This is a genomic window from Sulfurimonas sp. (assembly GCF_029027405.1).
Taxonomy (GTDB): Bacteria; Campylobacterota; Campylobacteria; order Campylobacterales; family Sulfurimonadaceae; genus Sulfurimonas.
Window position 1 is genome coordinate 167,630 of the sequence record NZ_CP093396.1, and the last position, 25,655, is coordinate 193,284.

The window sequence follows — 25,655 nt, forward strand, 5'->3', positions numbered from 1 at the left end:
GGCAGAGGGTTTAAAGTTGAAAATTATAAAATTTTCCCCAAAAGGGGAAAATAATTTAGATGCGATTAAGCACCTGGAATTGTTTGTCTGTGTTCGATAGAATAAGTAAAAGTAGGAGTTGTTAAACCTTTGATATATTTAACAAATTTACCTGTCTTAGCTTCATATATACCGATACGACCAGCATTCCACTCAGAAATCATAGTCCAGTGACCGTGATTAGCTGGTTCAGCGTGTAAAATTCTTGGAATTACAGCTTTACCTTTAGCGTCTTTAACAGTTGGAACATTCCATTTGTAAAGAACTTTGTGAGTAACAGGGTCTGTAACAGTACCTTTTTTAGTACCAACAGTAATGATTCTATCTAACTCTAAAGTTTGCTTATTAATTAAGTGAACTTTGTTCCAGTTAGAAGATCCACCAAGAACATTATCAGCCCATAAGAATGGAGTGTGCTCAGAAGTACCGATGAATAATCCACCACCACCTGTAGGAATTTGACGGATAACATCAAAGTTATCATCCCAGATAGTAACTTGACCAAGATTCATGTTAACAGTAGCACCAAGTTGTTGTCCTAGACCTTCGTTAAAGAAAGAAGAACCTTGACCTGGATGTGGCTTAGCAGATGGACCAGTATAAATTTTTGTAACTAAAGTTTTAGTTTTAAAATCTACAACACCGATAACATCAGAACCTTGAGAAGCGATAAATAAATATCTACCAATCTCTTTACCTTCATTTAAGAAACCATCGTGAAGGATATTACCAATGTTTGGAATATCACCAACAATTGGAAAATTTGGCTTAGAGTAATCTATGATATAAACATGACCAGCATCTTTAAGTGCAAATGCAATGTAAGGACCATACGGTGTATCAAAAATACCAGCAACACGAGAAGACTCGATACTACCTTCATTGTTAATAACACTTGAAGTTGGATAAACTTTTAATGGCTCAAGAGTCATAGCATCCATAAGAATTGCTCCACCTGGAACATAGTTTCCTGCCATTAGGTATTTACCATCTGGAGAAACTGCAAGACCACGAGAGTCAGAACCAACTTGGATTTGAGCAATTTTTTGTTGACCCGGAGTGTTAAGGTCGAACATTGTTACTAGACCTGAACGAGAGATAGAGTAAGCATAACGAGGTTGACGCTTGTTAGTTACTGTAACATGTACAGCAAAACCAGCAGGGTGCTTAGATAAAATTTTACCAGAAGTACCATCAACAAATGCAACTCTTTCAGCATCTCTTTCTGTTACGAAACAGATATCAGTATTTTTCTTAACATCTACAGCATGTGGATATTTTTTGAAAAATGCCATTCTGTCATTTAAAGGTTTCCAGCCTTTTTTAACAGCGTCCATTGTAAGAACAGCCATTTTTTTACCTTTAAAATGTTGAAGATAATCAACCATTTTATCAGCATCGTCTTTAGTGAATTTTTCTTTGAATTCTGGCATTGCAGTGCCAGGAATACCATTTAAAATTGCTTCTGATAGTGTGTAAGCATTTTTCTTAGAAATAACTGCAGGGCGTAAATCAGAACCAACACCACCTTCGTGATTTGGACCGTGACAACCTTGACACTCTTTCTCAAAAACTTTTTCTACATCCATCTTCGATGTACTAGCAAATAAACCTGAACTAACTACTGCTAAAGCAGCAACTGACATAACTAATTTGTTTAATCTCATTTTATTCTTCCTTTAAATTAAGATATGGCGGCCACAATGTGGCCCGCCGACTAGATGGTTTTAACTTTCACTCTCTAAACGAGCTTTCTCCTGTTTATAAATCCAAATCATTGGAAGTATAATAACAGTATGAAGAAAGATAGTAAGAGTCAAAGGACCTTGATTTAACATACCAAAAAAACTTGGTACTACATCTGTAAAAGGTTCAAACATTTATATCTCCTTATTTTGTGTGTATTGGATTTTTGCCAATACTTAAGAAATCTTTAGCTAAGAATAAGAAACCTGTAAAGGTAACAAGTCCCATAACTAATCTCCAATCCATTGCTTGTGCAAACCACATACCGCTTTGTCCGTCAAAATAACCTGCCCATGTAGCACCCATTTGAGCACGAGAAACAAGAACTTGAACATAACCAGCAATAGTAAGTGCAACAGTCATACCCATAACACCACCAACTATTAAGCTAAGTGCAATAATAGAAGACTTTGTACTTTTCATAACTTTAATACCGTTTGTACCTTGTATAGCAAGATACATCATACCGATAAGAATAGTTGCGTAAGCACCAAAGAACGCAAGGTGTCCGTGAGCTGATGTAAACTGTGTACCGTGTGTATAAAGGTTTACTTGTGGTAATGTGTGGAAGAATCCCCAAACACCAGCACCTAAAAAGTTACCAAAAGCATTCATCCAAAACCATACAAAAGCAGGTTGGTTGTTTACTACTGATACATTGCTACCGCTAGCAGCTTGTTTACCTTGTTGTTTACCCCAGTCATACATAACATGGATGAACATAGCAACAAGTGGTAGAGGCTCTAGCGCACTAAATAATGCTCCAATTTCCCACCAGTACTCAGGTGTACCAATCCAGAAATAGTGATGTCCAATTCCAAGAATACCTGAACCAAATAGCATTGCTACTTCAATCCATAACCACATTTCAACAACTTTACGGCTAGCTCCAATCATAGTGATAAGACCATAAGCAGCAATCGCACCAACGAAAACTTCCCAAGTAGCCTCAACCCATAAGTGAATTACCCACCACCACCAGTACTGATCAACAGAGATATTGTCTGTAAAGAACATACCTGCTAAATATAAACCAGCAAAAGCAATCATGTCTGCCATAAGAACTGTAACGATACCTGAACGGTTACCTTTCATTCCTGTTAAGAAAAGATTAGCAACAAATCCAAGAGCAACTACAACTATACCGAAGTCAGCCCAACGAGGAGCTTCAATATACTCACGACCCTCATGAATAAACCAAATTGACATTTCATCAGCAGGTCCAACCTGAACAAATAGATATACAAGGATAACAACAACGATAGCTGCTACAAATACCCAGTATAATAATTTACCAACTTTGATACCGATAGTTTCAATTCCAGTTTCATCAGGTAACAACCAATAAACTGAACCAAACATTGCAAAAACCATCCATACAACTAGTGCATTGATGTGTAACATTCTAGCAACTGAAAAGTCAAGTAGCTCAAATAAGAAACCTGGCATTACATACTGAATCGCTGCAACTAGACCAAATAATAATTGTGCTCCAAAAAGGATAAAAGCAAAGGTAAAGTACCATGTCGCTAATTGCTTAGACTCACTTCCTACACCTGTTAAAAATTTACTTGCCATGAACTGCTCCTTTGATTTTTCCGAAGTTTCTTGGGAAACCATTAGTATCAATTGATGACATATGCTTCAAGAAAGCAACCAAACCTTTAGCCTCTTTCTCTGTAATACCAAGATCTGGCATCATACGAGCATGAGTAGGGTAAGTTGATGGATGTTGTAAAAACTCCGCCATTGCTTCTTCTTTAGTATCTTTACCAGTCATTGCCTGCATTGACCCTTCTGGTCCCCATGCTGGATCTAACCAAGCTTTTGTTAAGTCTGGAGCATAATATGCACCATTTCCAAGAAGTGTATGACAGTTCATACAGTTTTTAGTTTGAGAACCTAGTTTACCTAAGTGAAGTAAAGCGCCTGCTTCTTCCTCAGACCAGTCATCTCTTCCGAAAAACTTTTCTTTTTCTTGAAATAAAGACATTCCTTTTCCGTCGTTACCACCAATGATTGGCACTTCGTGCCCACGTGATGTGCTCATTTCGTAAGTGATTTTATAGTTGATAACCGTAGGTCCTGGAACCCTTTTAGTTACGCCATTTTTTAAATCTTCATCAGTACCCATTGCTATTTGACCCGCTGTGTCAAATGTTAGCCAAATAAGTAATACTGCTGCAAATCCTGTGATCCATGCTGCTGAACGTTGCCAGAAACGGTTGTCACTCCATACAGATACTTTAGCCACTGTAACCTCCTAAAATTTTTTGTTGATATATATATATGCTGTATATCAATGTTCATTTTCTTCGTGAACTTGATGTTGCATATAGTAGACTGCATGAGGAAGAAGAAATAATCCTATCCCTGCAACTACTAAAGCTTTCGCTGTAAATTCACCTACCATCATTAAACTTCCCATTATATATAAACAATAGGCAGTTAGCATCCAAAATATATATGCAATAGGCATAGTCCATTTTTTCAGTAAATTAACTTTTACAGCGGTATATATACCAACATAGAAACCTCCAAATACCATAACAAGTGCAGAAGATACAAAAATAGGTAAAAAGTCATCTAAAGGGATATCTTGTCTCATAACAACTTCTTCTATCATTTTGCATCTCCATTTGTAATATAATATAGTTCTTCAGAATCAAATAGTATTTTATTCCTATTTGGATTAAAATAAGTTGACTTATATCAATTTTTTTGATTAATTTAAAATTTAAGTAAAATTTTATATTTCATGTAACATTATGAAACAATTGAAAGATTATAGATAAAATAAAAGAGAAGATAATGTAAGTGTAAAAACAATAGTTGTAATGATTATAACTTTTCGTTTTGTACTTTCTTCAATGGCATATTTTTTTTCGAGAAAGTCGCCTAGTTTAAGACCAGGATAGATACTAAAGAGTAACATAGGAAGAGTCATAACAAGTATAGTTACTAAGTCTTGCATGTTAGATTACCTTCTAAATTTATGAGATTTTAACTTGATTCACATCAATTCTATTTAAGAATTCTTATTATATCATTGATTTACTAAATTTTTTTGTAAAATTTATATTTTATTAAGAAAATAAAAAAAGGAAGTAAAATGAAAAAAATCTTATCTATAACCTTAATATCTGCTTTTGCTCTTTTGTTCTCAACAGGCTGTGGTAAAACTCTTGATGTAAAAAAGTATAACAGCAAAAAAATAGAACATGCAATTATAAAAGCTGCTGAAACAACAGGTTGGAGAATGACAGAATTTAAAAATAACGAAATTTTAGCTGAAAAAACTGAAGATGAAAAAACAGTTTCAACATCAATAAAATATTCTAGAGGTAAGATAGCATTTGATGAAAATGTAAATACATCAGACCTTCAAGATGCTATTGCAGAAGAACTTAACAAAACTTCTCACTAACTCACTTACAGCTTTTCAGATGGATCTTTAGTCTATCTGGAGTTATCCCTCCTCTAATTGGTTCACAAATAAATAATTCCTTATTGTCTAAAAAAAATAGCGATGGATATGTAAAAGTATAAAGCATCTCAATAGGATAACTTGCTTTTTGATTTTTTGTAACTATGACAGATATATAATCTTTGTTAATATTTTCTATATAAGTTTGATTTAAAAATGTTGTTTTAAGTGTTTGTTTACATTTTGGACAATCTTTTTTGATAAGCAATACCATAAGCTTTTTGTTCTGCTTTAAAGCTTCTTGATGTGCTTTATCAAAATCTCCATACCAACTTACATGATTGGCATAGACTGATGACAAGAGTAAAAGGAAAAGTATAATAATACGCATCTACTTAGCTTTTACAAACTCTTTTTTTACAGTTTGTAGCGTTATAACAGGTGGATTTGGCAGTTGTGGATAAGCTCTTTTAACTATATCTGTTGCCCATTGTGGATAGATTCTAAAGTTTAGTTTTGCTTCTACACTAAGAGGATACTTCAAATTCTTATAGTTAGAAATATCAAAAGATTCTACCCTTCTTTTACCAGCAGGAATTCTTGTATCGCTTATGAGTTTTTTATATCTCCAAAAAAGCAGTCCCACAGGTTTAGAGTTTTCATCTCCAAAAACCTTCATAAAAGGTCTGGCATCTGTGTCTAAGTTCCCATCGTCTTTTAGTTTTCCGCTACTAAACACAATCTTAGAGTTTTTATCTTTGATAGTAATATTAAGCCAAAGTTCTCTAAAGTCAGAAACACCTGTTGGTAAGTGATGACCAGCACCAATATTTTTAACACCAACTAAAATTTTTCCTTTTGTAATTTCAACATCAACTTTTGCAGAAGTACGAAGAAGCTGAATGGTCTGGTCCTCATGTTCTTTACTCTTTAAACCAGATAAGAAATGATTTGCTCCTGCAAAATAATGAACTTTTATATCATCTTTGATTGTCCCGCCAGTAGTTGAAGTTCCTCTTAGTGGTGAGTGTTTGTTATCTTTTAAGTAGGTCATATGACAGTCTATGCATGTTTTATGTTTTGTAGGGTCTTTTGGGTTGTTAAAGGGTGATTTTTCCCATTCTTTAAAGGTTGAAACGATAGGGCGTTTTGAAGATTCTGGTAAAAACTCATCATGGCAAGATGCACAGTAAGAACTCTTTTTATAAAGCTCTTTTGAGTAACTTTGTTTATGGACTAGAGGATTTGAATTTATAAATTTTTCACTTAAAAAGTTAGCTACATCTGAATTGCTATCTTCAAAAACATACTTTTTTCTGTTTGTTAAATCAAGAGAATAAGAGCTATTTCCTTTAGAGTCAGTTTTTGTTATTCTATGACAAGTCACACAAGAAACACCTTGTTCTAGTCTTGAGTTTCCATGATTTTTCAAATCACTTATCAAATCTTTTGCCCCACTCTCAAAAAGAAAATTTGGCATATGATTTCCGTTCATATTGTGAGTTGAGCGTTTTTGTTTTGTAGTAACTGCACTTGGGTTATGACAACCCATACACCACTGTCTAAACTCATCGCCCATGTCCGCTCCAGCTAAGTTCTCCATAACCATATAGTAAGGGTTTGAACCTGTAAGGTGGCGATGATTTGAGTCTGCCCATTGGTTGAAAATCTCTGTATGACAAGACTTACATTTTGCGGAATTTGTCCAGTCTTCATTATGATATCTGCTTACCCCATCTTCTAGTTTTATATTTGTTAGTTTTTGGACATCATCGCTATATGAGAGAGTTGGATAGGAGATGCTAAGAAGTAAAGCGAGAAGAAGTGTCGGGTTCGCATTTGTAGCTATTTTTTTCTTTGCATGTAAAAATAAAAAGAATAGTAAAATAAATGAGCCATATAGATGAGTATAGTAAGAGTAGATGCCAAAGGCATCTGAGCCTCTATTTCCAACTAAAAACAGGTAAAATCCACTAGCTATGATAAAAAATAGCAAAAGACCAAGCAGTACGCCGCTTGTACTTTTTGCTTTTTTAATAATCATATATTCATAAGTATGAAGATTTACGAAAGGTAAAAGAAGAAAGATAGCTACAAAAGCAGAGCTTAAGATGTGCACGGCTTGAGCCATTCTAAAATATTCCCAACTTAAACCAAAGATGCTAAGTTGAAAGATTCCACTTACAAACATTAGTATGATATATATTTTCATATGTATATTTTTCATGATTTAACCTTATCAACTATTTTATAATCAACTATATCGCCCTCAAGAGCTTTTAAAAACTCTACTATCTCATCAATCTGTTTATCTGTCAAGTTCATACCAAGCTGATGTTTCCCCATAAGATAAACTGCTTCTCTAATTTTTTTAATAGCTCCATTATGAAAGTAAGGTGAAGTTTTTGTAACATTTCTTAGCATCGGAACTCTAAAGAGTCTGTCTCCATCTTTACCCATAAAACCACCCTTATTTTCAAAAGGAAAAGGATGATACATTTTTGCATTGAAGTTAAACTGGCTAACTTCTCTAGCTTTTTCATTTTCATTAAAAGAGTTTGTTACATCAATGATACTATTGTAATCTCTTAGAGGAAATTTTTGTATGCTTTGTCCTCCGACGGTTACTCCTGTATGGCAGCCTTTACAGCCGAAGTTTAAGAAATTTGCTAAACCTTTTTTGGCTGTTTGACTCATGGCATCGTTGTCCCCATCTAAAAATCTATCATAATCACTTCTAGTAACAAGTGTTTTAAGGTAAGCACCTATCGCTTTTTGGATATTTTGGAAGTTTATATTTTCATCTTTAAAAGCAAGGGCAAATTTTTTTAGATAAACATCATCTTGAGATAATCTTTTCTCAGCCTCAGATGCTGATAGGTTCATTTGTTCTTTTGCTTGTATAGATGCTCCAACTTGCTCTTGGACAGTTTTTACACTTCCGTCCCATGTTTGGTACTTTGCAAGAGCTGCATTTAGAGTTGTTAAAGTATTTAGATGAAAAGGGTTTTCTCTACCAGCATCTCCTACTGCTACTTCAAATCTATCAACTCCACTTTGGTCAGAGAGATGACAAATAACACAGTCTGTTTTATCGTTTTCTTTTGAAGTAAGAGCATTTAGGTATATATTTTTGTCTTTTTGATTTTTACTTATAACATGACAAGTTGCACAGCTTATATCTTTACTTTTTGATAATATTTTATCAAAGTACAAATCTTTACCTAGTTCTATTTTAGCTTTAGAGAGGCTATTTTCTTCTGTGTTAACAAGCTTTAAAAGTTCTTCATAAGTTCTAGGTATACTTGACATATCTCTTGAAAGTGCAGCTTCTCTTAGCTCGTTATCGCTGTATTGAGGCTTCTCTTTTGTAGGTAATAATATAGATATAACAAAGATACCTATCAATAAAGCAATAAAGACATAAACAAAAAATTTCATAAATTTTTCCTAAAATATTTTTATATTATACACTAAAGAGATTTTTTAGATGTCAAAAGTTTCTTTTACTTTTTCTTCAAACTTTTCATCACTTAACTCTTTTCTAAGAGAAACAACTGTTGTAGCTTCTATACCAACTGGTACAAAAATTTTAGAATTTTCATTTTCGATAATATTTTTGACAGCATCTGCTATTGGTTGTGGAGAGGAACCTTCGTTTATAATTGGTACAAAGTGAGATATTAAATCTTTATATGGTGAATCTTCAGAAGTTGTTTGTGCATTTACAAGAAGTCCATTTTTTACAAAGTTTGCACCAAAAAGCCAAGCTTGAATGGAGTGAACTCTTACATTGCAAGGAAGTGTTTCAAATCTCAAAGAATCAACTATACCCTCTATCACTGCATGTTTTGAAGCGTTATAATGTGCTAAGAAAGGAAGACCGATTCTTCCTAAGAATGAAGAGATATTGATAATCACACCACTTTTTGCTTCTCTCATTTTTGCTTCTCTCATATAAGGAAGAACCGCATGAGTGACTTTTGAAAGACCAAGTACATTTACATCAAACTGGTTAAATATTTCTTCATCAGTTTCATCCTTAGCAGTCGTTAAAAGACCGTAACAAGCGTTGTTTACAAGGACATCTATTTTTCCTTCTTTTTTGACAATCGCATCTACTGCTTTAGTGATACTATCTGTTTTTGTTATATCTATATAGATGCTCTTAAGTGAAGAATCATCTGGCACAGCATCTATATCTCTTGTTCCAGCATATACAATATATCCATTATCAGCTAAACTTTTAGCTGTAATCTCACCCATATTTGAAATAACACTTGTTATTAAAACTACTATTGACATTTTGAACTCCAGATAAGATTTTATTTATTAGAGTATATATCAATAATAATTTATCATCAATAGTTTTTTAGCAGTAGAAGAATTTTATTTTAGCAGAGGAGGGATTATTTTTTTAACAAATCTTTTGGATAAACTCCATAAAATTCATAAAATAGCTTTGAGAAATGTCCTTGATGTTTGTAACCAACTTCTTTGGCAATCTCACCAATATTTAAAAACTGCTCTTTGAGAAGTATGTTTGCTTTTTCAAGACGCAGTTTTTGAATATAGCCATAAATGGTGGTTTTATAGACTTTTTTAAATACTTTTTTTAGTTTTGATTCATTTGTCGCACACAAATGAGCCAATATACTTATGCTAGGTGGACTTGTAAAACTACGCAGTAAAATAGCTTTAGAAGATCTTGCAATGCAGATTTCATCATTGCTAAGTTCATCATTTTGCATATCTACTAAAGCAAACCTATGAATCATAAACTCTAAAATATTATGCTCACACTTTATGCTGTTCATATAGTTATCACTCGAACTATTTATGATTTTCTCTATGATGTATAAACTTATGGCATCTAATGGTTGAGTATGTATAAGTTCACAAGAAACTTCATCTTGAACTTTGTTGTATAAAAAATTTATGACTTCTTGTGAGTTTGAACTTAGATATCTTTTTAGAATAAAATCGGCTATAAAAAGTACAAATATTTTCGTATCATCACCTTCGTTTATACTAAGTTTCAAATCCTGTCTTGAAGAAGTGAAAATATTTATACTATCTTCTTTTGCCACAAAAGTTTTTTTTGCAATATTATCTCTAATACTAAAGTCGCCTTTTTTACAAACAGTAATGACTACCATCCTATCAAGGTTTTTTACTTTAAATTCTTTTTTGGATTTTAAGTCTAGATGCACATCAAAAAAGACTATGCCATTAGATATGTCAACTCGCGAGATATGCTCTTTTTTATGTTCATATAGTTTAGTTATTTTGTAGTTAGCGTCTGTAATATTAAAAAAGAAACTATCCATTAGATGCTCACTATAAGTTATAGTACTCTATAACTCGTCGCTCAAAGTCTTCATCGCTTAATTCTTTTCTCATCGGTATAAATTTTTTTGCCTTATCGCCAACAGTAGCACGAGCTGGAAAGTTGTCATTTTGAATTATTTCTAAGATTATATTAGAGATTCCTTGAGGTGAATTTCCATTATTTATTTGTGCAACTATCACAGGTGCGAGGTTTGAAACAAGAGATGCATAAGGAGAGTTTTTGTCAAAAGTTTCAAAGTTTGTAACAAGGTTATCTCTTGCAAATTTAGTGTCAAAAAATCCTGGCAAGATAGAATGAACTCTTATATTAAAATCTTTCAATTCATAACGAAGAGAGTCTGTAATGCCTTCAACCGCGTATTTACTAGAGTTGTAGAGAGTTAAAAGAGGAAGCCCGATTTTTCCTAAAAATGAAGAAATATTTATGATGATGCCATTTTTATTTTCTCTCATAATAGGAATGACTGCCTTACACATTCTTAAAACTCCAAATACATTTACATTAAATTGAGAAAACATCTCTTCTTCGCTAACATCTTCAACTGTTGAGACTAGCCCGTAACCAGCGTTGTTTATAAGTATATCTATTTTCTTGTGCTTATCATAGATGCTTTGAACTGCTTTGTTTACACTAGCCTCATCAGTAATGTCAAGATTTATGGGTATGATATTTTCTTCTTGTAAATCTTGGAGTTTTTTAATATCTCTTGTTCCTGCATAAACTAAAAAATCTTGTTTTGATAAAAACTCTGTAGCAGCCTTGCCCATGCCTGAACTGGCACCTGTTATTAAAACTATTTTTTTAATGATAATACCTCATTGTAAATTAAGTATATGAGTATATCATACACAATTATAAAATCACTATATATATCAATAACGCAGGACAAAAAATGGACTTTTTTAAATATATACACGCAGTAGGAACTGGACCTAAGGGTAACAGAGATTTAAGTTTTGAAGAATCAAAAGATATGATGGATCAGATTTTGAATCAGAGTATTCCAAGTGAACAAACAGCAGCCTTCCTTTTAGGTTGGAGACTAAAACCAGAGACAATAACGGAGTTTCGTGGAGCGATAGAAGCTTGTGACGCTTACATAAAAAAAACTACAGTTGCCAACTCTTTAGAGCTTGGTTATCCCTTTGATGGAAAAGCTAAAAACCCTTATATTTTTCCTCTTGTAGCAAAAGTTCTTGAAGAATCAGGACTTAACCTTGTTGTTATTGGAGATGAGCTTACTCCTGCAAAAGGTGGGATAACTATCAAAGATATCGTTACAAACATAGACCTACACAAAAATGCTCACTACTTTGACCGTGCAGACTTTTTCCCTAAGATAAGTGACCTTACCGAACTTCGTATGAAACTAGGTCTTCGCAGTGGTTTTAACACTATAGAAAAACTTCCTGGTGTTGCAAACAGTGAGTATGCTATCACAGGTGTGTTTCACAAGCCGTATGTAAAAAAATATGTAAAGATATTCTCTGATAGATATAAAAGATTTGCACTTATCCAAGGAAATGAAGGAACACCTGAGCTATTTAGTAAAGGTCGTTTATGGATTTCAAATGGTGATGAGGTAGAAGAGATAGTAGTTGACCCAGCAAACTACGGAATTAACTATGCAAAATCATCAGATGCTATAACTTTAGAAGACTCACTAAGTCAGCTAAATAACCCATCTGATGAGTATATGAAACTTGCAAAACTAAACGCTGCAGTTTATCTTTTTGTAACCCAAAATGCTTCTAGTATTGATGAGGCTTGGGAAAAACTAAACTAATTTTAAGACTGTTAAATAAGTACAATTTTTTTAGGAAATGGGACTTTTAAACTATGCTTTGAAATGGCATAGTTCACATGAGTCCCGCAAAAAAGGCGAGGCTAAAGCCTCACTTCCTAAATTCAGCTAGGATGTCAGCATTTGTTAGCTTATTTACTTAAGTCTTATTTTGATTCAGCAATTTCTTTTACCTTTTTCCAATCCATAATAGATTTTGAAAAAGGCCACGATTTAGATAATGTTGATATCCATGCAAGGTCTTGAGCAAAACTACCAATTAGTATACCTGATGCAAAGATAAGGTAAGATGCATCAGTTTGAAAAAAATATATATATAAACATATCAATAAAATTATTGAACGAGCTATGAAAATATTTTTCAAGCTATAAAGATAATCTAAAAATATATTATCAATTTCTTTTTTTGATAAAGTTAATATTGCTTTTTCTTTGTCAGTCATTTTAATTCCTATAGCTAACGGAACGTGAGTTCAGCTCTGTTTTGTTGTGTCTTTATTAAAATATTGTGATTTTCTAAATTTAAATCTAAAATTTGAAAAAGATTATTCTGCATATTTGGATTTTAACTCTGTAAAAAAGCTATTCATTTCTTTATCATATTGCCCTTCTTAACTTTTGTTTATTAGTATTTAGTCTCTTAGAGGTCTGTACTTTAGATATGTCATCTATTTTGACCATATAAACAGTTTTCTTTTTACTTTAATATTGTTGTCTTCATTTGGGTTAGTTTCTTCGTACACATACAGGGCTATAAATAAAGCAACTGCAAATATATGAGCGACAAGACCAAATAATGCCCAAAGAATATTCCTTTGATTCATTTTTTTTGCTAAAAAATATAGCCAAATAGCTACAACAATACTGTGGACATGATTTAGTAACAAACTGATAGCAAGTATTCCCCAAGTTAGCAAAGGTGTTGCTCCATTGATTTGTTTAACTTGTGCAGTTACAGCGGTTCCTAAAAAATAGGTAATCATTATTGCTGGTATATACCAATATATTAATTTTTCAATTTCTTTTCGTAAGTTCATTATGTTCCTCGTTTTTGTTATCATCATCATCATTTACCTAGATGGTATCTTTTTTAATATAAGCATAAACTTTTGTGCCTAAATTTATAGAAAAATACGCTATGTAAGCTGTCATGATGACTTTTACTATGAAGAAAGAGCCCATTATCTCTAAAGTATTTCCGGGAGTAAAAGGCATTGAGGGTAGAATAACGCCCATAGTGATTAAACGCGTCAATATAGAAGGATTGGCTTTTTTCCAATATCCTATAGCCATGCTAAAAGGTAATAATACAATAAGTGAACTAATAAATAGACTAATAGATAGGTTGGCAATAATAGCTACTATTCGAAATTTTTCATTAGGATAGTTCCCTTGAATAAGTTCTTTAATATCAATAAACGATATGTCCAGTAGCATTATAACGATGCCAATGACTATGGATAAGATAATTAAAGTTATTTGAAAGTTCCATGAGATTGTATGCGATTCTTTTTTAACATTAGAACCTTCCATTGCACAAAACCACTCTTGTGATGACTTCATGAATAGCATCACATAGGAAGTTGCAACAATGATACTAAAAAGTACTGTTTCAATAATAGTGAAAGTATCAAGCATCGGCTTTTGTAACATAGCCACCGATCCAATAGCAAGAATTAAAAGAGCAGGTATGGAGATAATGAAAAAGATATTTCGAACAAGAATTTTCCCTTTAAACATACCAAATAATACAGCGCAATAAACCATTATGTTAATTAGAGTTATAAAATCAAAAGTATCTTTGGTGATTTTAAAAACAAACCCATAAAGAGCTGTCATGAAAAGTATAGAAAGTGCATAGTTTACACTCCATGGTCTTTGAGGAAGTTTGTTTTTAAGAGTATCTGTAGAAACAGAAGTATTAGGCTTGGTATTTATTTTATACAATATCAGCTTCCTTAGTGTCTAACATTTGATTTGTTATATATTTCTGCTGATAAAATTCTTTGCCGAATTTTATTAATTATATCTTGATATTGTTCTTGTAGTTCTATCTCCATTTAAACTATTTCTCTCCTAGTAATTGTTATACAGTTTTATTTGTACCATTTTATTATCTTATATTTTTTCATATCAAATAATTTTGTTGTTCTCTCATTTACAAGAACTTTTTTACCAATATTGAGTCCTGAAGCTAATTGATAGTCTATTTTAATAGTTCTGTTGTTTTCTAACTTGACCATTAAAAAAGAGTGAATGCCTGTATCATCTGTTGTTGCTCCAAAATCAACTACTGTTCCTTTTATTGTTAACTGAGATTTTGTTGATACTCCAAAATATATTATAAAGGGGATACTAATAATAAACAGGATAATAAAAATTTGTTCAAGTTTAATTTTCAATGCACTTCACCTTTGTATCACTATTTATTCAAAATCATTATATATAGAATAACCTTAAAACAGATAATTAACTATCATGGTTTATGATTGTTAATTATAAGTATTTAATATATTGGGAATGCATACTTAAGTTAATCCGTTTTAAAATACATTTCCAAGCTAGATTGCTTCGTTATGCTTCCTCGCAATGACTGTCATACAAGAGGTGTATCATAAAACTAAACATCTACACACTACTTTAGTAAACTTTCCACTATAATTACAAAAAACATTTTTAAAGGTCTTTGATGGATAAATTTTCCAACCATATTAGAAACATACTTCATGGATTTTTTCTTACTATTGGTACTACGATAGCTGAGCCTTCTACTATCTTACCTCTTATAGTTAACTACTTTGGTGGTAGTTCTATTTTGGTTGGTTTTTTTGCGGCTTTACTTCGTGGTGGGGCTATTGTTGTTCAGCTTTTTGCAGCATTTCAGGCACAGAGTTACTCTCTTATGTTGCCTTATCTTAGACGGGTTTTTATAGTTAGGTTTTTTGCATGGTTTTTTATCGGTGTGGCAATCATCCTTTTTGGAGAAAATTCTCCGAATTTGACGCTTTTTTCCATTGGTATTGGTCTTTTTATATTCTCATTTAGTGCTGGTTTTGGGGCGATTTATTTTAAAGATATCATAGGCAAGATATTTTCTCATAAGTTTCGTGGAAAGACTATGGCTTATAGACAGTTTTTCAGTGGGGCAGGTGGACTTCTTAGTGGAGCACTAGCTGGTTGGATTATTCATGCTTTTGAAGCACCATATAGTTATGGATATCTCTTTATTATTAGCTCATTTATCATGGGTTTTGGCTACCTTTCTTTTGGTACCGTTGATGAACCTGTAAAAGAAAAAGTAAGCCAACGGGAAGACACTTTTAAAAAGTTTCTACACAACTCTTGGATGACTTTAAAAGGAGACAAAGACTTACAGATACAACTAAAGACTTTTCTTTTGGCCTATGGCTATCTTTTAGCTCTGCCGTTTATTATCCTAGATGCACAGACAAAAATCTCTCTTGATGGTGTAGCTATCGGTAGTCTTATTACCACTCAAATGGTAGGGGCTATGCTTAGTAATTTTTTGTGGGGAAGACTTAGTGGCAAAGGTTTAAATAAACTTACAGCAAATATATCTATATCTTTACAAATTATCGCAATCTTTATAACATTTAACGCATCTACGCTTTATGAATACATGTTAATCTTTTTTCTTGTTGGAGCAGCATTAGATGGAAATCGCATAGCATCTGGAAACCTTATCTTAGCTCTTGCTCCTGCAGATAAAAGACCAGTTTATGTTGCTTTACAGATAAATATTATCTCTTTTGGATTGTTTTTTTCACTTATAGGGGGAGTTATTCTACACTTCTTTAGTTATACAGTGCTTTATAGCACAGCAAGTGCCATGCTATTTTTGTCTTTATACTTTTCTTTTAAGCTTAAGGATTAAATACCAAAAAAGCTTTTTATGAAAGCTCTCTCTTTTGGTGTTTCTATAAGAATCTTTACAGTCTCATCATCATTAGTTGTAATAACAAGATCATTACCTTCAACACTTAGATGCTCTTTTGCCCATTCTTTATCAAGCTCATCTAAGCGGTGTAAAACTTCAGCGTTGCTAGGTTTTTCTTTTTCATCTGTTTGTGTGTTTAGAATCTCTAGTCCACCCATTCTCTTTTCTAGTTTATAAGGACTGTAAACTTTTATGGCTTTATAAATTCTTTCTTCTTTTGGTTCTGGCATTGCTCTTTTCATAGACAAAATACCCATAATTAAAAAACCTGATAGCAAAGCAAATACAAAAATCTTTTTTACTAAACTCATTTCACTTTTTTCTTCACTCATTTACTACTCCAATTTTGTATATATTTTTGTGCTTTTTCATCAAGCATTTTCATTCTTTCTTTACCTTTTGGTAATGTTTTTCTTAAGTTTTTCATCTCTTTTAAAAAGTCGCCAATAGTATCTGGGATAAGATTTTGCAAATAAATTCTTAGATGCTTTGCCATCGCTGGAGATGCCCCTGATGTTGAAACAGCAATAGTTAAGTCATCTTTTTTGATATAAGATGGAAAGATAAAGTCACAGTAGTCTACTGAATCAACAGAGTTACATAAACAGTTATACTTTTTAGATTCGGCAAAAATTTTTGCTTGAAGAGGTATGTCATCAAGAGCAATAATAACAATGCCAAATTCTGAAATATCACCTTCTTTATAAGCTCTTTTCTCATAAGATAGCTTGTTCTTTTCTATACACTTTGACATATCACCTGATAAATCTAGAGAAATTATCGAAATATCTTGTGTAAAGTCTAGTAAATGCTCTAGCTTTTCATAGGCTATATGACCACCACCAACGATAAGTATTTTTTGATTATCAAGTTTTATAAAAGCAGGAAAGTAAGCCATAAATCTCTTTTTATTTTTTAATGACATAATAGCATAATTTGAAAAGTTCCAAACTTGATAGACATCAACTAAAATTAATTTAAATTAGCTAAAATCCTAAATACTAAAATTAAGCACAAAGACAATTAATATGAAAGATGAAATACTATCAAGAATACAAAAAAAGTTTCCACTTGTTGCAAAACCTTTTGAGGTAATTGCAAATGAACTAGGAATGAGTGAAGATGAAGTTTTATCTATCTTGCAAGAAGAGAAGCACAATGGAATCATACGCCAAACATCAGCTATCTTTGATACTAAAAGATTAGGTTACAAATCGTCTCTTGTCGCATTTAAAGTTGCCCAAGATAAAATAGATGATGCAGTAAAAATTATAAATTCTCATCCAGGAATTTCTCACAACTATGAGAGAAACCATGATTTTAACATATGGTTTACACTTGGTGTTGCTCCTGATTCTACACTAGGACTTGATAAAACTGTTGAGATACTTGCAAAACTAACCCAAGCAGATGATTTCATTATGCTTCCAACTCTAAAACTTTTTAAAATTAATGTTAAATTAAACACAACTGGCAAAGATGAGAAAAAGGAAAAAGTTAAAAAAGTTGTTCATACTGAGATAGAGATGACACCCCTTCATAACGCAATAGTAAGAACGGCACAATATGATATAGAAATGATAAGTGAGCCATTTAAAAAGATTATTGATGATTTGAATATTGATTATGATAAATTTTTCTCTATTTTAAAAGAACTTCAAGCTGCTGGGATAATGAGAAGATTTGCGTCTATACTTAATCATAGAAAAGCTGGTTTTAATGCAAATGCAATGGTTGTTTGGGATGTTGATGAAGGAGAGAAAGGCGAAGCTATTGGAGAAATAGCGGCAGCCTTTAGTGCTGTTAGTCACTGCTACCTTCGACCAAAGTATCCAAACTGGCAATTTAATCTTTTTACTATGGTTCATGGAAAAACAAAAGAAGAAACTAATGGTATAATTGCTGAAATGGCACAAGAAATAGACTCAAAAACTCATATGCCACTTTATAGCTCAAGAGAGTTTAAAAAGATACGCATAGAATACTTCACCCCAGCAATTAAAGCTTGGGAAGAACAATATAGCAAACAGGGGAAATAAATGGAACTTTTTTTTGAATTAGAGATAGTATATCTTATCATTGGTGCTTTTATATTAACAATAACAGCAATTGTAACTACTAGAGATTTTATGCCAAAGGTTGCTTTTAAAAGAGGCATGTTAGGTGTTGGAGGATTTTTAACTTTGATGATTTCTTTTCACTTCTATATGACAACCACAAGAATGGAAGGCGTAAAAGAGATTTTTAACAACAATGAAACTATCATTTGTGAAAACAAAATGCGTAGAACTATTTCAAGATCAGTTTTACTTTCTAAAGAATTAGGATGGAGGCTTGAAGGCGATAAGTTTAAAAATGATGGTTATGAGCGTGATTTTCATACCTCAAGATGTATAGAATTTGATGGAATAGTACCTAAGTAGATGCTAGCAATTTTAAAACGATACTCAATGGCACTTATTTTTCTTTTTGTTGTTGTTGTACTTATGTTAGCAGGAACTTTTGGTGTTATGAGTTTTGCCAACGGCATGGTTAAAGAGATGGGTATTGAGATGAAACCAAGAGGGGAGGATATGACTAAATGAGTTTAAATATCATACTTGTTATCGCAGTAATTTTAAGTATAGGTTTTCATTTTATAGGTGTTTACGCAAATGCAAAAAAAACTGTTTGGGTTATGATAGTGTTAATGTGGGCAGGAGCGATAAGTATTGCCACAAATGAAGTAAAGCCAAGTGCTTATATAGAAGTTAAAAAAATTCAAGGTCAGTTTGAAGATACAGATAGCCTCATACAAGAAGCTGGTGGAACTATGTCTTTATACGAATTTTTACTAATCAAGAAAAGCTACATTAAAAATAATCCAAAAAAATGACACACTTTAAAAGCATCTCTATCATTGGCTGTGGTTGGCTTGGAAAACCACTCGCCAAGACTCTTGAAAAAGAGTTTGATGTTGAATGCTTTAATAGAGAAAAAACTTTAGATAACTCTTTTTTTTGGAAAAATGACACAATAATAATTGCTATGAATACAAAAGACAACTATCTAGCTACTTTACAAAAAATTGCAAAATTAAGCGTAGCATCTACAAATATAATCTTACTAAGTTCTATTTCTGTATATAGAGAGTTTAATATTAATGTAGATGAAAGCGTAAACATAACAAAAAAAGGTCTTCAAAAAGAAGCAGAAGAACTAATGCAAAAACTAAGAAAAAATATTCTTATTTTGCGACTTGGTGGTTTAATGGGTGAAGATAGAATCGCTGGAAAGTGGAGCAAAGTATCTGCGTTTAAAGATGGTCCTGTAAATTATATTCATCGTCAAGATGTTATCGGAATCATAGAAGAGTTACTTAAAAATAATATAAAAAACGGTATCTTTAATCTTGTTGCGCCAAGTCACCCACTTCGTTCAGAGGTACATAAAAATAATGCTAAAAAATTTGCTTTTAAACTAGGAACTTTTGAAGATAAAACATTTAAAATAATTAACTCAGAGTTAATAGTAGCAAAACTAAACTACACCTTTTTATATCCAAATCCATTAAATTTTTGGGATTAATCAACTATATTATAATAAAATTATATTATAATTATAAATATAAATTATCAAAAGGAAAAATTGATGAAAAATATTTTTATATTGCTCATAATCCTCAACTCATTTTTATTGGCAGTAGATGCTAAGCAAGAAACTAAAATGGATAAAGAAATTCAAAAACAGATAGAACTAGAAAAAAAGTATGCAAGAGAGCAAACTTTTTATAAAGGTGAAGACTTTGATTTGAAAAGTTTTGAAATTAACCCTGATTCTATAAAGTCAATACCTGATTCAAATATTGACTATTCAGATGGTGATGATGTTTTAGAAATGGACTAATTTTTGATGCGTGAAAGCTTCTTTTAAAATCTAATTCCCTTTTACGCCCAAATATAAGCTAATTTATCATAATCCTTCACATCAGTATTTAGCTCTTTGGAGTGGTAACCTAAATTCATACAAAGAATTTAAATAATTCTAAGTTAAAATAAAATAAATAAAGGTAATCCATGAGAATAAGTAAGTACACCAAAGAATTTAAAGATTCAACAATCCGATTTAAAGTAAATTTTTTTAGGCTGAATAATTATTTTTTCTTATAGTTTAATAAATAATCATCAACCATTTTTAACTTCAAGCTTTTGCTTAATCCTCTGTGGATTTTAATGAGTATTTTCAATGGAGAAAAAGTTCCACCATCGAGAGTATTTGTTGTGTTTGGAATCTTGAAATTTTTATATTTATTTCTTGTAAAAAGATATGAAAGATTAGCTCTTAAACTTCTATATGCAGCTCTAACTTTTTGATGAGTGTAATATGATTTACCAGTATCATTATTGATACTTTTTTCTTCTATAAAATTTTTATATGTTTCATACCATTCATCAAGCTTTTTAGTAAATTTTTTTTCATTAGTTTGAGTGAGTCGATACATGATTTTCTTCAAATCTTTTCCAGCTTGTAGTCTTGGTCTTTTAGTTATATATCTTCTCACAGTCTTTGCCTGATGGAAGTGACACATTTGTAGTGGAAAGTCTTTAAAAACCTTTTGTAAGCCTCTTTTGCCATCTATTGTGACTGATAGAACTGTATAGCCAAGCTCTAAAAGTTGATTGAGTAATAGTTTATAGTCAGCTGATAGTTCACTTTGAATATGTTTGGATAAAAGTATCTCTTTGGTAATGTCATCTTTAAAAACTAGCGTTCCAAGTTTATCTTTGCGTTTGCCATAAAAAGTAGCATCACAGATAAGAACTATCGCTCTAGGTTTATGATATTTTATATTTGGTTCATATTCAAATATTTGCTTCTGAATCCATCGAGAACTTTTCTTATATTCCTCTGCTAAATCACTTAGTGTTTGTCTCTTATAAATATACTTTTTAAAAATAATTTCTTGTAATTTATCTGGTCGTCTTTTTGATGAAAAATAACTATTACAACTTGAGCATTTATATCTCTGAATTCCACCTAATTCACCATTTTTTTTAGTCTTTTTTGATGTACAGTGTGGACAGATTTTTGCATTTTTTTACAGCTCATTGTAAATAAAACCTTTTTAACCATTACTATACAGTAGTTTCAAGCACTTTTCAGCCTAAAAAATTTTACTTTAAATCACTTGTTCAGAGAGTTCGATTATTAATATCTGACCATGTAACAAGTTCTTCTTGATCCATATCACTTGTGTCTACATCCAGTGTAAATTCCTAAAACTTTAAATTTACCTAATTTATGAAAAATAGGCATATTCAAATTTCATTTTTAGTATAAGGTTACTTGTTTATCTCCTAGGAAACTGTGTTTTTTCACAGTCCCTCATACTTGTTATGCATCAACTGCAAGATACTACTTGTTTTTTACACCTTCTCTACAATATTGGTTCTAGTGGTAGCAACTTCATAAAAAATAACTTTCCACGCTTCATTATAGATGTATCATTATTACGTCCATCCTTTCTCACATTCCAACTATTACCTTCTGACATATCAATTTCAATTTCACGTTTTACTGCACGGGCAAGCTCATCATGTTTTGCTATAATGCCCACTTCCGTATTCAAGTTTTCAGAGCGTGGATCAAGATTAAATGTTCCAATGAAGACAATACTGTCATCAACAACCATGGTTTTTGCATGCAACGAAAATATAGGTAGCTTACCTTCTTTGTATTGAGAATATTGTTTAACTAAATCATATCTTCGTTTAGCGTCATGACGATATTCATACACTTCAATACCTGCGTCTAGTAATTTATTAATTTGAGAGCTGTAACCACTAAACGCGGCTAAATTGTCACTTGCGGCTAATGAGTTGGTACAAATTTTAATCGACACACCTCTAGCTAGTGCCGCTTCAAATAAATCCCATGCATCTGAACTTAAAATTAGATATGGTGATTGAATAACCACATTATCTTTTGCAGAGTTTAACAGCTGAGCCAGTGCTGTTGTGGAATCACCACCACCACCCAAATTAAAATTAAACCAGGTATTATTTTTCCCAGGCCTGTCACTAATAAAAGATGCGTCTAACCAATACGCTGACTCTGTAATGGCCACCACTTCACTGGTAATGCCAATCATAGACTGCCGAACTTCCGGCAAATAATTAGATTTATCTTGCGCATAAGCATGTAAATTTTTATATATAGAATTAACTTGTTTGCGAGTGTGGATATCTAGCTTATTTAGAACTTCTTCATGATTAACATCCAGCTTATCTCCCCATTCATCTTCTGGTGACCAGTCAATATCAGACTTAAAGGGGTTGCTAACTAATTGTTCAACAGGCTTTGCCAGATCGCTATTCCAGAACTCTTCAAATGTATCTGACAGTTGACTGATTACATCACCTACCAGTAACACATCTCTATCCCGATAATTATAGGCATGACCAAAATCAAAATATTGATCTTCCATATTTCGCCCACCGGTAATAGCTATCATGTTATCCACTACAAACATCTTGTTGTGCATGCGCTGATTACTACCACGAAAATCTATTACCATTTCAGTCAATCTTTCAAAAAAATTAACGCCTATAGAATGTACTGGATTATATAATCGAATTTCGACATTTGGGTGATAGGCCATGGCAAAAATTTCATCCGTTTCTGCATCCATTAAAAAATCATCAACTAGCACACGTACGTGTACACCACGCTCTGCAGCTCTAAGCAAGGTCTCAGCCGCAAGCTTGCCGATATTGTCATTACCCCAGATAAAATACTGCACATCGATGTTTTTTATTGCTCTATCTGCCAACCATCCTCGTGTAAGCAAAGCTTCGCCACCTTTCTCGAGCACATACAATCCAGTTTTATCTGGATGTTTCTCAACTAAAGGAACAACAATATTTTCAATAGTTGCGCTTTCTTGAGCAAGCAATTGTGAGACAAACAGAATTGTCGCAAGAATAAAGGATTGTATTAGCACTTTATGGCATTTAACAGATTTTTCCATATCAAACTTCATATGGTGTGCAGAGCTTTGTTGCGAATTTTCGATGAAGTTTTCCAATGATTTTCAAAAACATCCAATTCATTATCAACTGAGTATACGTGTTGTACAGATTCAGTTTTATTAATAAAATTATCTTCATTGAACCCTCCTAGACTCATAACGGTTGAGTACAAAAATATGTTACCTATCTTTGTAGTCTTTGAAGTTCTACAATGGTATCTAAATCTTTGGAGTTTTCAAAGCTAAAAATCGGCAAAGGTAACATATTTTCTTGCTCAGTTTTGTTATATTCTTTGTCCTAAAAGTGGAGATTCACTCATAGGGGGAGTAGTGTGATTTGCAAATCTATAGTAAACCTAAACCAAGTTCTCTAATTTCTTTATATTTATGAAAATGAAATGTTTTGTAATCTTTTGTTGTTGGCTCTAGGATATGTATGTTTTTCTTAGATATTGATAAAGAAGTTTTTGTTTGATTGTATATGAGTATTCGCATGGATTTTTCAAACATATCTAAAACATTATTGGTCTTAAAAAAATGATTTGGCATATTCTTATTAAAAGAATTTTTACCAAGTACATCTATTGCTAAAATATCGTCATAACTTGATTGATTTATACCTAGATTTTCACATAAAAATCCATCACTATATATTATATTGTCTATTTTTTTTTCTTCAAATATACCAGGAATAGCCATACTAGCTAAGAGAGCATCTTTTATCTTGACATCATCAGTTGAGTTAAAAACTTTTATATTTCCATTTAGTGTATTTGTAGCAATTACTTTAAGTGGGATTTTTGTATCTTTCATTTTTATATCAAAGAAAATATTATCTAAAATTTTCTCTATTTTTTTACTGCTAATTATAGAATTACCAGTAAAAGACAGTTTAACCCAATTGAAAATATTTGCAAAGTCTTTAAAAAGATAAAATATTTTTCTCTCTTTCATCCCTATACTAAGACATGCACCAATTATAGCACCCATACTAGTACCTACGATTTCAGATGGAGATAAATTCATTTTTTCTAAATCATGGAGAACACCTATCTGTGCTATACCTAATGCACCGCCACCAGAGAGAACCAAGCAAAATTCTTTATTTTTAATCTCTTTTTGAATCATATATTCTAATTTCCTTTATAGGCTTTTATTTTATCTCAAATAATAGATGAGGGTTTAGAGAAACGACATAATATATACCATTAACATTAACAATTGTATCTCTTATAAACTCATTTATTGCTTCTACTGAGTAGCCGTTTGTTTTTTATCCATCCCTACGGATTTTGTAAAATAGAACTTAGTTCATCAATATCTTTTTTATTCTTTTTAATATAACGTTTAAGGAGCCAATATAAACTCGCTTGCGGGTTTATATTGGCTCCTGCGAGACTGCTTTGGGTTTAGTTATTTCACAGTCTCTATATTTTGTTATGTGTTAGTCATAAGCTTCTTATCTATGTTTAAAATCAACAACGGCTATAATAAGCTTATAATCTTCAATAAGATAAAAAAATCTATAATTCCCAACTCTATATCTATAATAACCTTCTAAATTGTCTTTATATTTTTTTATATTAGAACCATAAAATGGATTTTCTCTAAGTTGGGGATAAACAAAATTTACAATCTTTGAATACAGTTTTTTGTCTATCTTTTTTTTAACTTTTTCAAAAGTTTTAGTTTCCGCAATTTGATACTTAAACAATTTTATAATCGCCTTTTTTGAAGTCTTCTAATCCATTCATTAGATTTTCTACAAGCTCTTTATCTTCTAAAATTTCAGTCATTTTATCTTTTTCTACAAATTGCGATGAAGTTTGAAAGGTTTCTTCTTTGACCTTGGGCTGCAAGCTTAATCATATCATAGATAGAATCGTCAACTCGCATTGTCACTGTTTTCATAATGAAATCCTTTGAATATTTATATTCAATTATATTCACTTTGTCAAATCATTGAACTGTTATATAACGTTTGAATAGAACTAGGAACTAATAAAAAAAGAACAAAAAAGAGACATATCCTACAAATATAAGTTGAAATATAGAAAATAAACTCAAAAGTCTCTTAAAAATGCTAGAATGTCAAAACAAAGAAGAATCAGCTGACTTATTCAGAGGGTTCAATTATAGAAGATTTCATGAGACATTGAAATATAATAAACCTATGAATATTTATTATGATAATTTAAAAGTAAATGATGAGAACTATATTAAGTTTAGTGAAAATGTAGCATAGGGTAGCGGGTGTTTAGAGAATTAAATTTTTGAAAAAATTGTCTTGACATATTGGGGGATTATATAGTCTAGCAA

32 protein-coding genes are annotated in these 25,655 nt (G+C 32.0%); 10 read left to right on the forward strand and 22 right to left on the reverse strand.

The features are described 5' to 3' along the window. Positions 1–65: 65 nt before the first annotated feature. The 6 genes from MOV42_RS00820 to MOV42_RS00845 form a co-directional block, all read right to left on the reverse strand. Positions 66–1,706, reverse strand: coding sequence for a cytochrome D1 domain-containing protein (locus tag MOV42_RS00820; RefSeq protein WP_324171927.1), 1,641 nt, complete (start codon positions 1,704–1,706; stop codon positions 66–68). Positions 1,707–1,766: 60 nt separating this feature from the next. Beyond that, positions 1,767–1,919 (reverse strand): hypothetical protein, encoded by a 153-nt coding sequence (locus tag MOV42_RS00825; protein ID WP_321779406.1) that lies wholly within the window; start codon positions 1,917–1,919, stop codon positions 1,767–1,769. 10 nt (positions 1,920–1,929) lie between these two features. Next, a complete protein-coding gene (locus tag MOV42_RS00830; protein WP_324171928.1) occupies positions 1,930–3,363 on the reverse strand; it encodes a cbb3-type cytochrome c oxidase subunit I in 1,434 nt (477 codons plus the stop codon). After that, positions 3,353–3,835 carry a cytochrome c gene (locus MOV42_RS00835; protein ID WP_324171929.1) on the reverse strand — a complete coding sequence of 161 codons (483 nt, stop codon included), beginning with the start codon at positions 3,833–3,835 and terminating at the stop codon, positions 3,353–3,355. The genes MOV42_RS00830 and MOV42_RS00835 overlap by 11 nt, the downstream gene beginning before the upstream one ends. Before the next feature lie 249 nt (positions 3,836–4,084). Beyond that, positions 4,085–4,411: a hypothetical protein gene (locus MOV42_RS00840; protein ID WP_324171930.1), complete on the reverse strand. Its 327-nt coding sequence runs from the start codon at positions 4,409–4,411 to the stop codon at positions 4,085–4,087. 159 nt (positions 4,412–4,570) lie between these two features. After that, positions 4,571–4,759 carry a hypothetical protein gene (locus MOV42_RS00845; protein ID WP_324171931.1) on the reverse strand — a complete coding sequence of 63 codons (189 nt, stop codon included), beginning with the start codon at positions 4,757–4,759 and terminating at the stop codon, positions 4,571–4,573. 138 nt (positions 4,760–4,897) lie between these two features. Here MOV42_RS00845 and MOV42_RS00850 point away from each other — a divergent pair, with 138 nt between their 5' ends. Further along, positions 4,898–5,212: a hypothetical protein gene (locus tag MOV42_RS00850; protein ID WP_324171932.1), complete on the forward strand. Its 315-nt coding sequence runs from the start codon at positions 4,898–4,900 to the stop codon at positions 5,210–5,212. Position 5,213: 1 nt separating this feature from the next. Here MOV42_RS00850 and MOV42_RS00855 read toward each other — a convergent pair whose 3' ends face one another. The 6 genes from MOV42_RS00855 to MOV42_RS00880 all read right to left on the reverse strand — a co-directional run bounded on the left by MOV42_RS00855 (position 5,214) and on the right by MOV42_RS00880 (position 11,377). Beyond that, positions 5,214–5,603, reverse strand: a complete 390-nt coding sequence (locus MOV42_RS00855; protein ID WP_324171933.1) for a thioredoxin family protein — start codon at positions 5,601–5,603, stop codon at positions 5,214–5,216. Then, entirely contained in the window at positions 5,604–7,439 is a 1,836-nt protein-coding gene (locus MOV42_RS00860) for a multiheme c-type cytochrome (RefSeq protein ID WP_324171934.1), read from the reverse strand. Beyond that, positions 7,436–8,653, reverse strand: coding sequence for a cytochrome-c peroxidase (locus tag MOV42_RS00865; protein ID WP_324171935.1), 1,218 nt, complete (start codon positions 8,651–8,653; stop codon positions 7,436–7,438). Before MOV42_RS00865 ends, MOV42_RS00860 begins: the two co-directional genes overlap by 4 nt. Before the next feature lie 45 nt (positions 8,654–8,698). Beyond that, on the reverse strand, positions 8,699–9,517 hold the full coding sequence (locus tag MOV42_RS00870; RefSeq protein WP_324171936.1) for an SDR family NAD(P)-dependent oxidoreductase: 819 nt from the start codon (positions 9,515–9,517) through the stop codon (positions 8,699–8,701). Positions 9,518–9,621: 104 nt separating this feature from the next. Beyond that, positions 9,622–10,542 (reverse strand): helix-turn-helix transcriptional regulator, encoded by a 921-nt coding sequence (locus MOV42_RS00875; RefSeq protein WP_324171937.1) that lies wholly within the window; start codon positions 10,540–10,542, stop codon positions 9,622–9,624. Between the two features lie 10 nt (positions 10,543–10,552). Continuing rightward, on the reverse strand, positions 10,553–11,377 hold the full coding sequence (locus MOV42_RS00880) for an SDR family oxidoreductase (protein WP_324173040.1): 825 nt from the start codon (positions 11,375–11,377) through the stop codon (positions 10,553–10,555). An 80-nt stretch (positions 11,378–11,457) separates the two neighbouring features. Here MOV42_RS00880 and MOV42_RS00885 point away from each other — a divergent pair, with 80 nt between their 5' ends. Beyond that, the gene (locus MOV42_RS00885; RefSeq protein WP_324171938.1) at positions 11,458–12,351 is read left to right on the forward strand and encodes a glycosyl transferase; all 894 of its coding nucleotides are present in this window, start codon (positions 11,458–11,460) and stop codon (positions 12,349–12,351) included. A gap of 164 nt (positions 12,352–12,515) precedes the next feature. Here the strand turns inward: MOV42_RS00885 and MOV42_RS00890 are convergent, their stop codons facing one another. The 4 genes from MOV42_RS00890 to MOV42_RS00905 all read right to left on the reverse strand — a co-directional run bounded on the left by MOV42_RS00890 (position 12,516) and on the right by MOV42_RS00905 (position 14,771). Then, positions 12,516–12,812, reverse strand: coding sequence for a hypothetical protein (locus tag MOV42_RS00890; RefSeq protein ID WP_324171939.1), 297 nt, complete (start codon positions 12,810–12,812; stop codon positions 12,516–12,518). Positions 12,813–13,037: 225 nt separating this feature from the next. After that, the gene (locus tag MOV42_RS00895) at positions 13,038–13,406 is read right to left on the reverse strand and encodes a hypothetical protein (RefSeq protein ID WP_324171940.1); all 369 of its coding nucleotides are present in this window, start codon (positions 13,404–13,406) and stop codon (positions 13,038–13,040) included. 37 nt (positions 13,407–13,443) lie between these two features. Next, positions 13,444–14,316 carry a hypothetical protein gene (locus MOV42_RS00900; protein WP_324171941.1) on the reverse strand — a complete coding sequence of 291 codons (873 nt, stop codon included), beginning with the start codon at positions 14,314–14,316 and terminating at the stop codon, positions 13,444–13,446. A gap of 149 nt (positions 14,317–14,465) precedes the next feature. Beyond that, on the reverse strand, positions 14,466–14,771 hold the full coding sequence (locus tag MOV42_RS00905; RefSeq protein WP_324171942.1) for a hypothetical protein: 306 nt from the start codon (positions 14,769–14,771) through the stop codon (positions 14,466–14,468). A gap of 287 nt (positions 14,772–15,058) precedes the next feature. Here MOV42_RS00905 and MOV42_RS00910 point away from each other — a divergent pair, with 287 nt between their 5' ends. Continuing rightward, entirely contained in the window at positions 15,059–16,264 is a 1,206-nt protein-coding gene (locus tag MOV42_RS00910; protein WP_324171943.1) for an MFS transporter, read from the forward strand. On the opposite strand, the gene MOV42_RS00915 is transcribed toward MOV42_RS00910, so the two are convergent. After that, a complete protein-coding gene (locus MOV42_RS00915; RefSeq protein ID WP_324171944.1) occupies positions 16,261–16,659 on the reverse strand; it encodes a hypothetical protein in 399 nt (132 codons plus the stop codon). The genes MOV42_RS00910 and MOV42_RS00915 overlap by 4 nt on opposite strands. Then, positions 16,656–17,252 (reverse strand): bifunctional precorrin-2 dehydrogenase/sirohydrochlorin ferrochelatase, encoded by a 597-nt coding sequence (locus tag MOV42_RS00920; RefSeq protein ID WP_324171945.1) that lies wholly within the window; start codon positions 17,250–17,252, stop codon positions 16,656–16,658. The genes MOV42_RS00915 and MOV42_RS00920 overlap by 4 nt, the downstream gene beginning before the upstream one ends. A 103-nt stretch (positions 17,253–17,355) precedes the next feature. On the opposite strand from MOV42_RS00920, the gene MOV42_RS00925 reads away from it, so the two are divergent. The 6 genes from MOV42_RS00925 to MOV42_RS00950 all read left to right on the forward strand — a co-directional run bounded on the left by MOV42_RS00925 (position 17,356) and on the right by MOV42_RS00950 (position 20,212). After that, positions 17,356–18,366, forward strand: coding sequence for an Lrp/AsnC family transcriptional regulator (locus tag MOV42_RS00925; protein ID WP_324171946.1), 1,011 nt, complete (start codon positions 17,356–17,358; stop codon positions 18,364–18,366). After that, positions 18,367–18,750 carry a hypothetical protein gene (locus MOV42_RS00930; protein WP_321779502.1) on the forward strand — a complete coding sequence of 128 codons (384 nt, stop codon included), beginning with the start codon at positions 18,367–18,369 and terminating at the stop codon, positions 18,748–18,750. It begins immediately after the preceding gene. Beyond that, on the forward strand, positions 18,751–18,912 hold the full coding sequence (locus tag MOV42_RS00935) for a hypothetical protein (RefSeq protein WP_321779503.1): 162 nt from the start codon (positions 18,751–18,753) through the stop codon (positions 18,910–18,912). It begins immediately after the preceding gene. Beyond that, entirely contained in the window at positions 18,909–19,202 is a 294-nt protein-coding gene (locus MOV42_RS00940) for a hypothetical protein (RefSeq protein ID WP_324171947.1), read from the forward strand. Before MOV42_RS00935 ends, MOV42_RS00940 begins: the two co-directional genes overlap by 4 nt. Beyond that, a complete protein-coding gene (locus MOV42_RS00945) occupies positions 19,199–19,894 on the forward strand; it encodes a hypothetical protein (RefSeq protein ID WP_324171948.1) in 696 nt (231 codons plus the stop codon). Before MOV42_RS00940 ends, MOV42_RS00945 begins: the two co-directional genes overlap by 4 nt. 63 nt (positions 19,895–19,957) lie before the next feature. Next, positions 19,958–20,212: a hypothetical protein gene (locus MOV42_RS00950; RefSeq protein ID WP_324171949.1), complete on the forward strand. Its 255-nt coding sequence runs from the start codon at positions 19,958–19,960 to the stop codon at positions 20,210–20,212. Between the two features lie 247 nt (positions 20,213–20,459). Here MOV42_RS00950 and MOV42_RS13970 read toward each other — a convergent pair whose 3' ends face one another. The 4 genes from MOV42_RS13970 to MOV42_RS00970 form a co-directional block, all read right to left on the reverse strand. Next, positions 20,460–21,392 (reverse strand): IS256 family transposase, variant Zn-binding type, encoded by a 933-nt coding sequence (locus MOV42_RS13970; protein ID WP_416385452.1) that lies wholly within the window; start codon positions 21,390–21,392, stop codon positions 20,460–20,462. A 351-nt stretch (positions 21,393–21,743) separates the two neighbouring features. Continuing rightward, entirely contained in the window at positions 21,744–23,336 is a 1,593-nt protein-coding gene (locus tag MOV42_RS00960; RefSeq protein ID WP_324171950.1) for a phospholipase D family protein, read from the reverse strand. 345 nt (positions 23,337–23,681) lie between these two features. Then, on the reverse strand, positions 23,682–24,464 hold the full coding sequence (locus tag MOV42_RS00965) for a patatin-like phospholipase family protein (protein ID WP_324171951.1): 783 nt from the start codon (positions 24,462–24,464) through the stop codon (positions 23,682–23,684). 331 nt (positions 24,465–24,795) lie between these two features. Continuing rightward, on the reverse strand, positions 24,796–25,050 hold the full coding sequence (locus MOV42_RS00970) for a type II toxin-antitoxin system RelE family toxin (RefSeq protein ID WP_324171952.1): 255 nt from the start codon (positions 25,048–25,050) through the stop codon (positions 24,796–24,798). Between the two features lie 366 nt (positions 25,051–25,416). On the opposite strand from MOV42_RS00970, the gene MOV42_RS00975 reads away from it, so the two are divergent. After that, on the forward strand, positions 25,417–25,581 hold the full coding sequence (locus MOV42_RS00975) for a hypothetical protein (protein WP_324171953.1): 165 nt from the start codon (positions 25,417–25,419) through the stop codon (positions 25,579–25,581). The last annotated feature ends 74 nt before the right edge of the window (positions 25,582–25,655 follow it).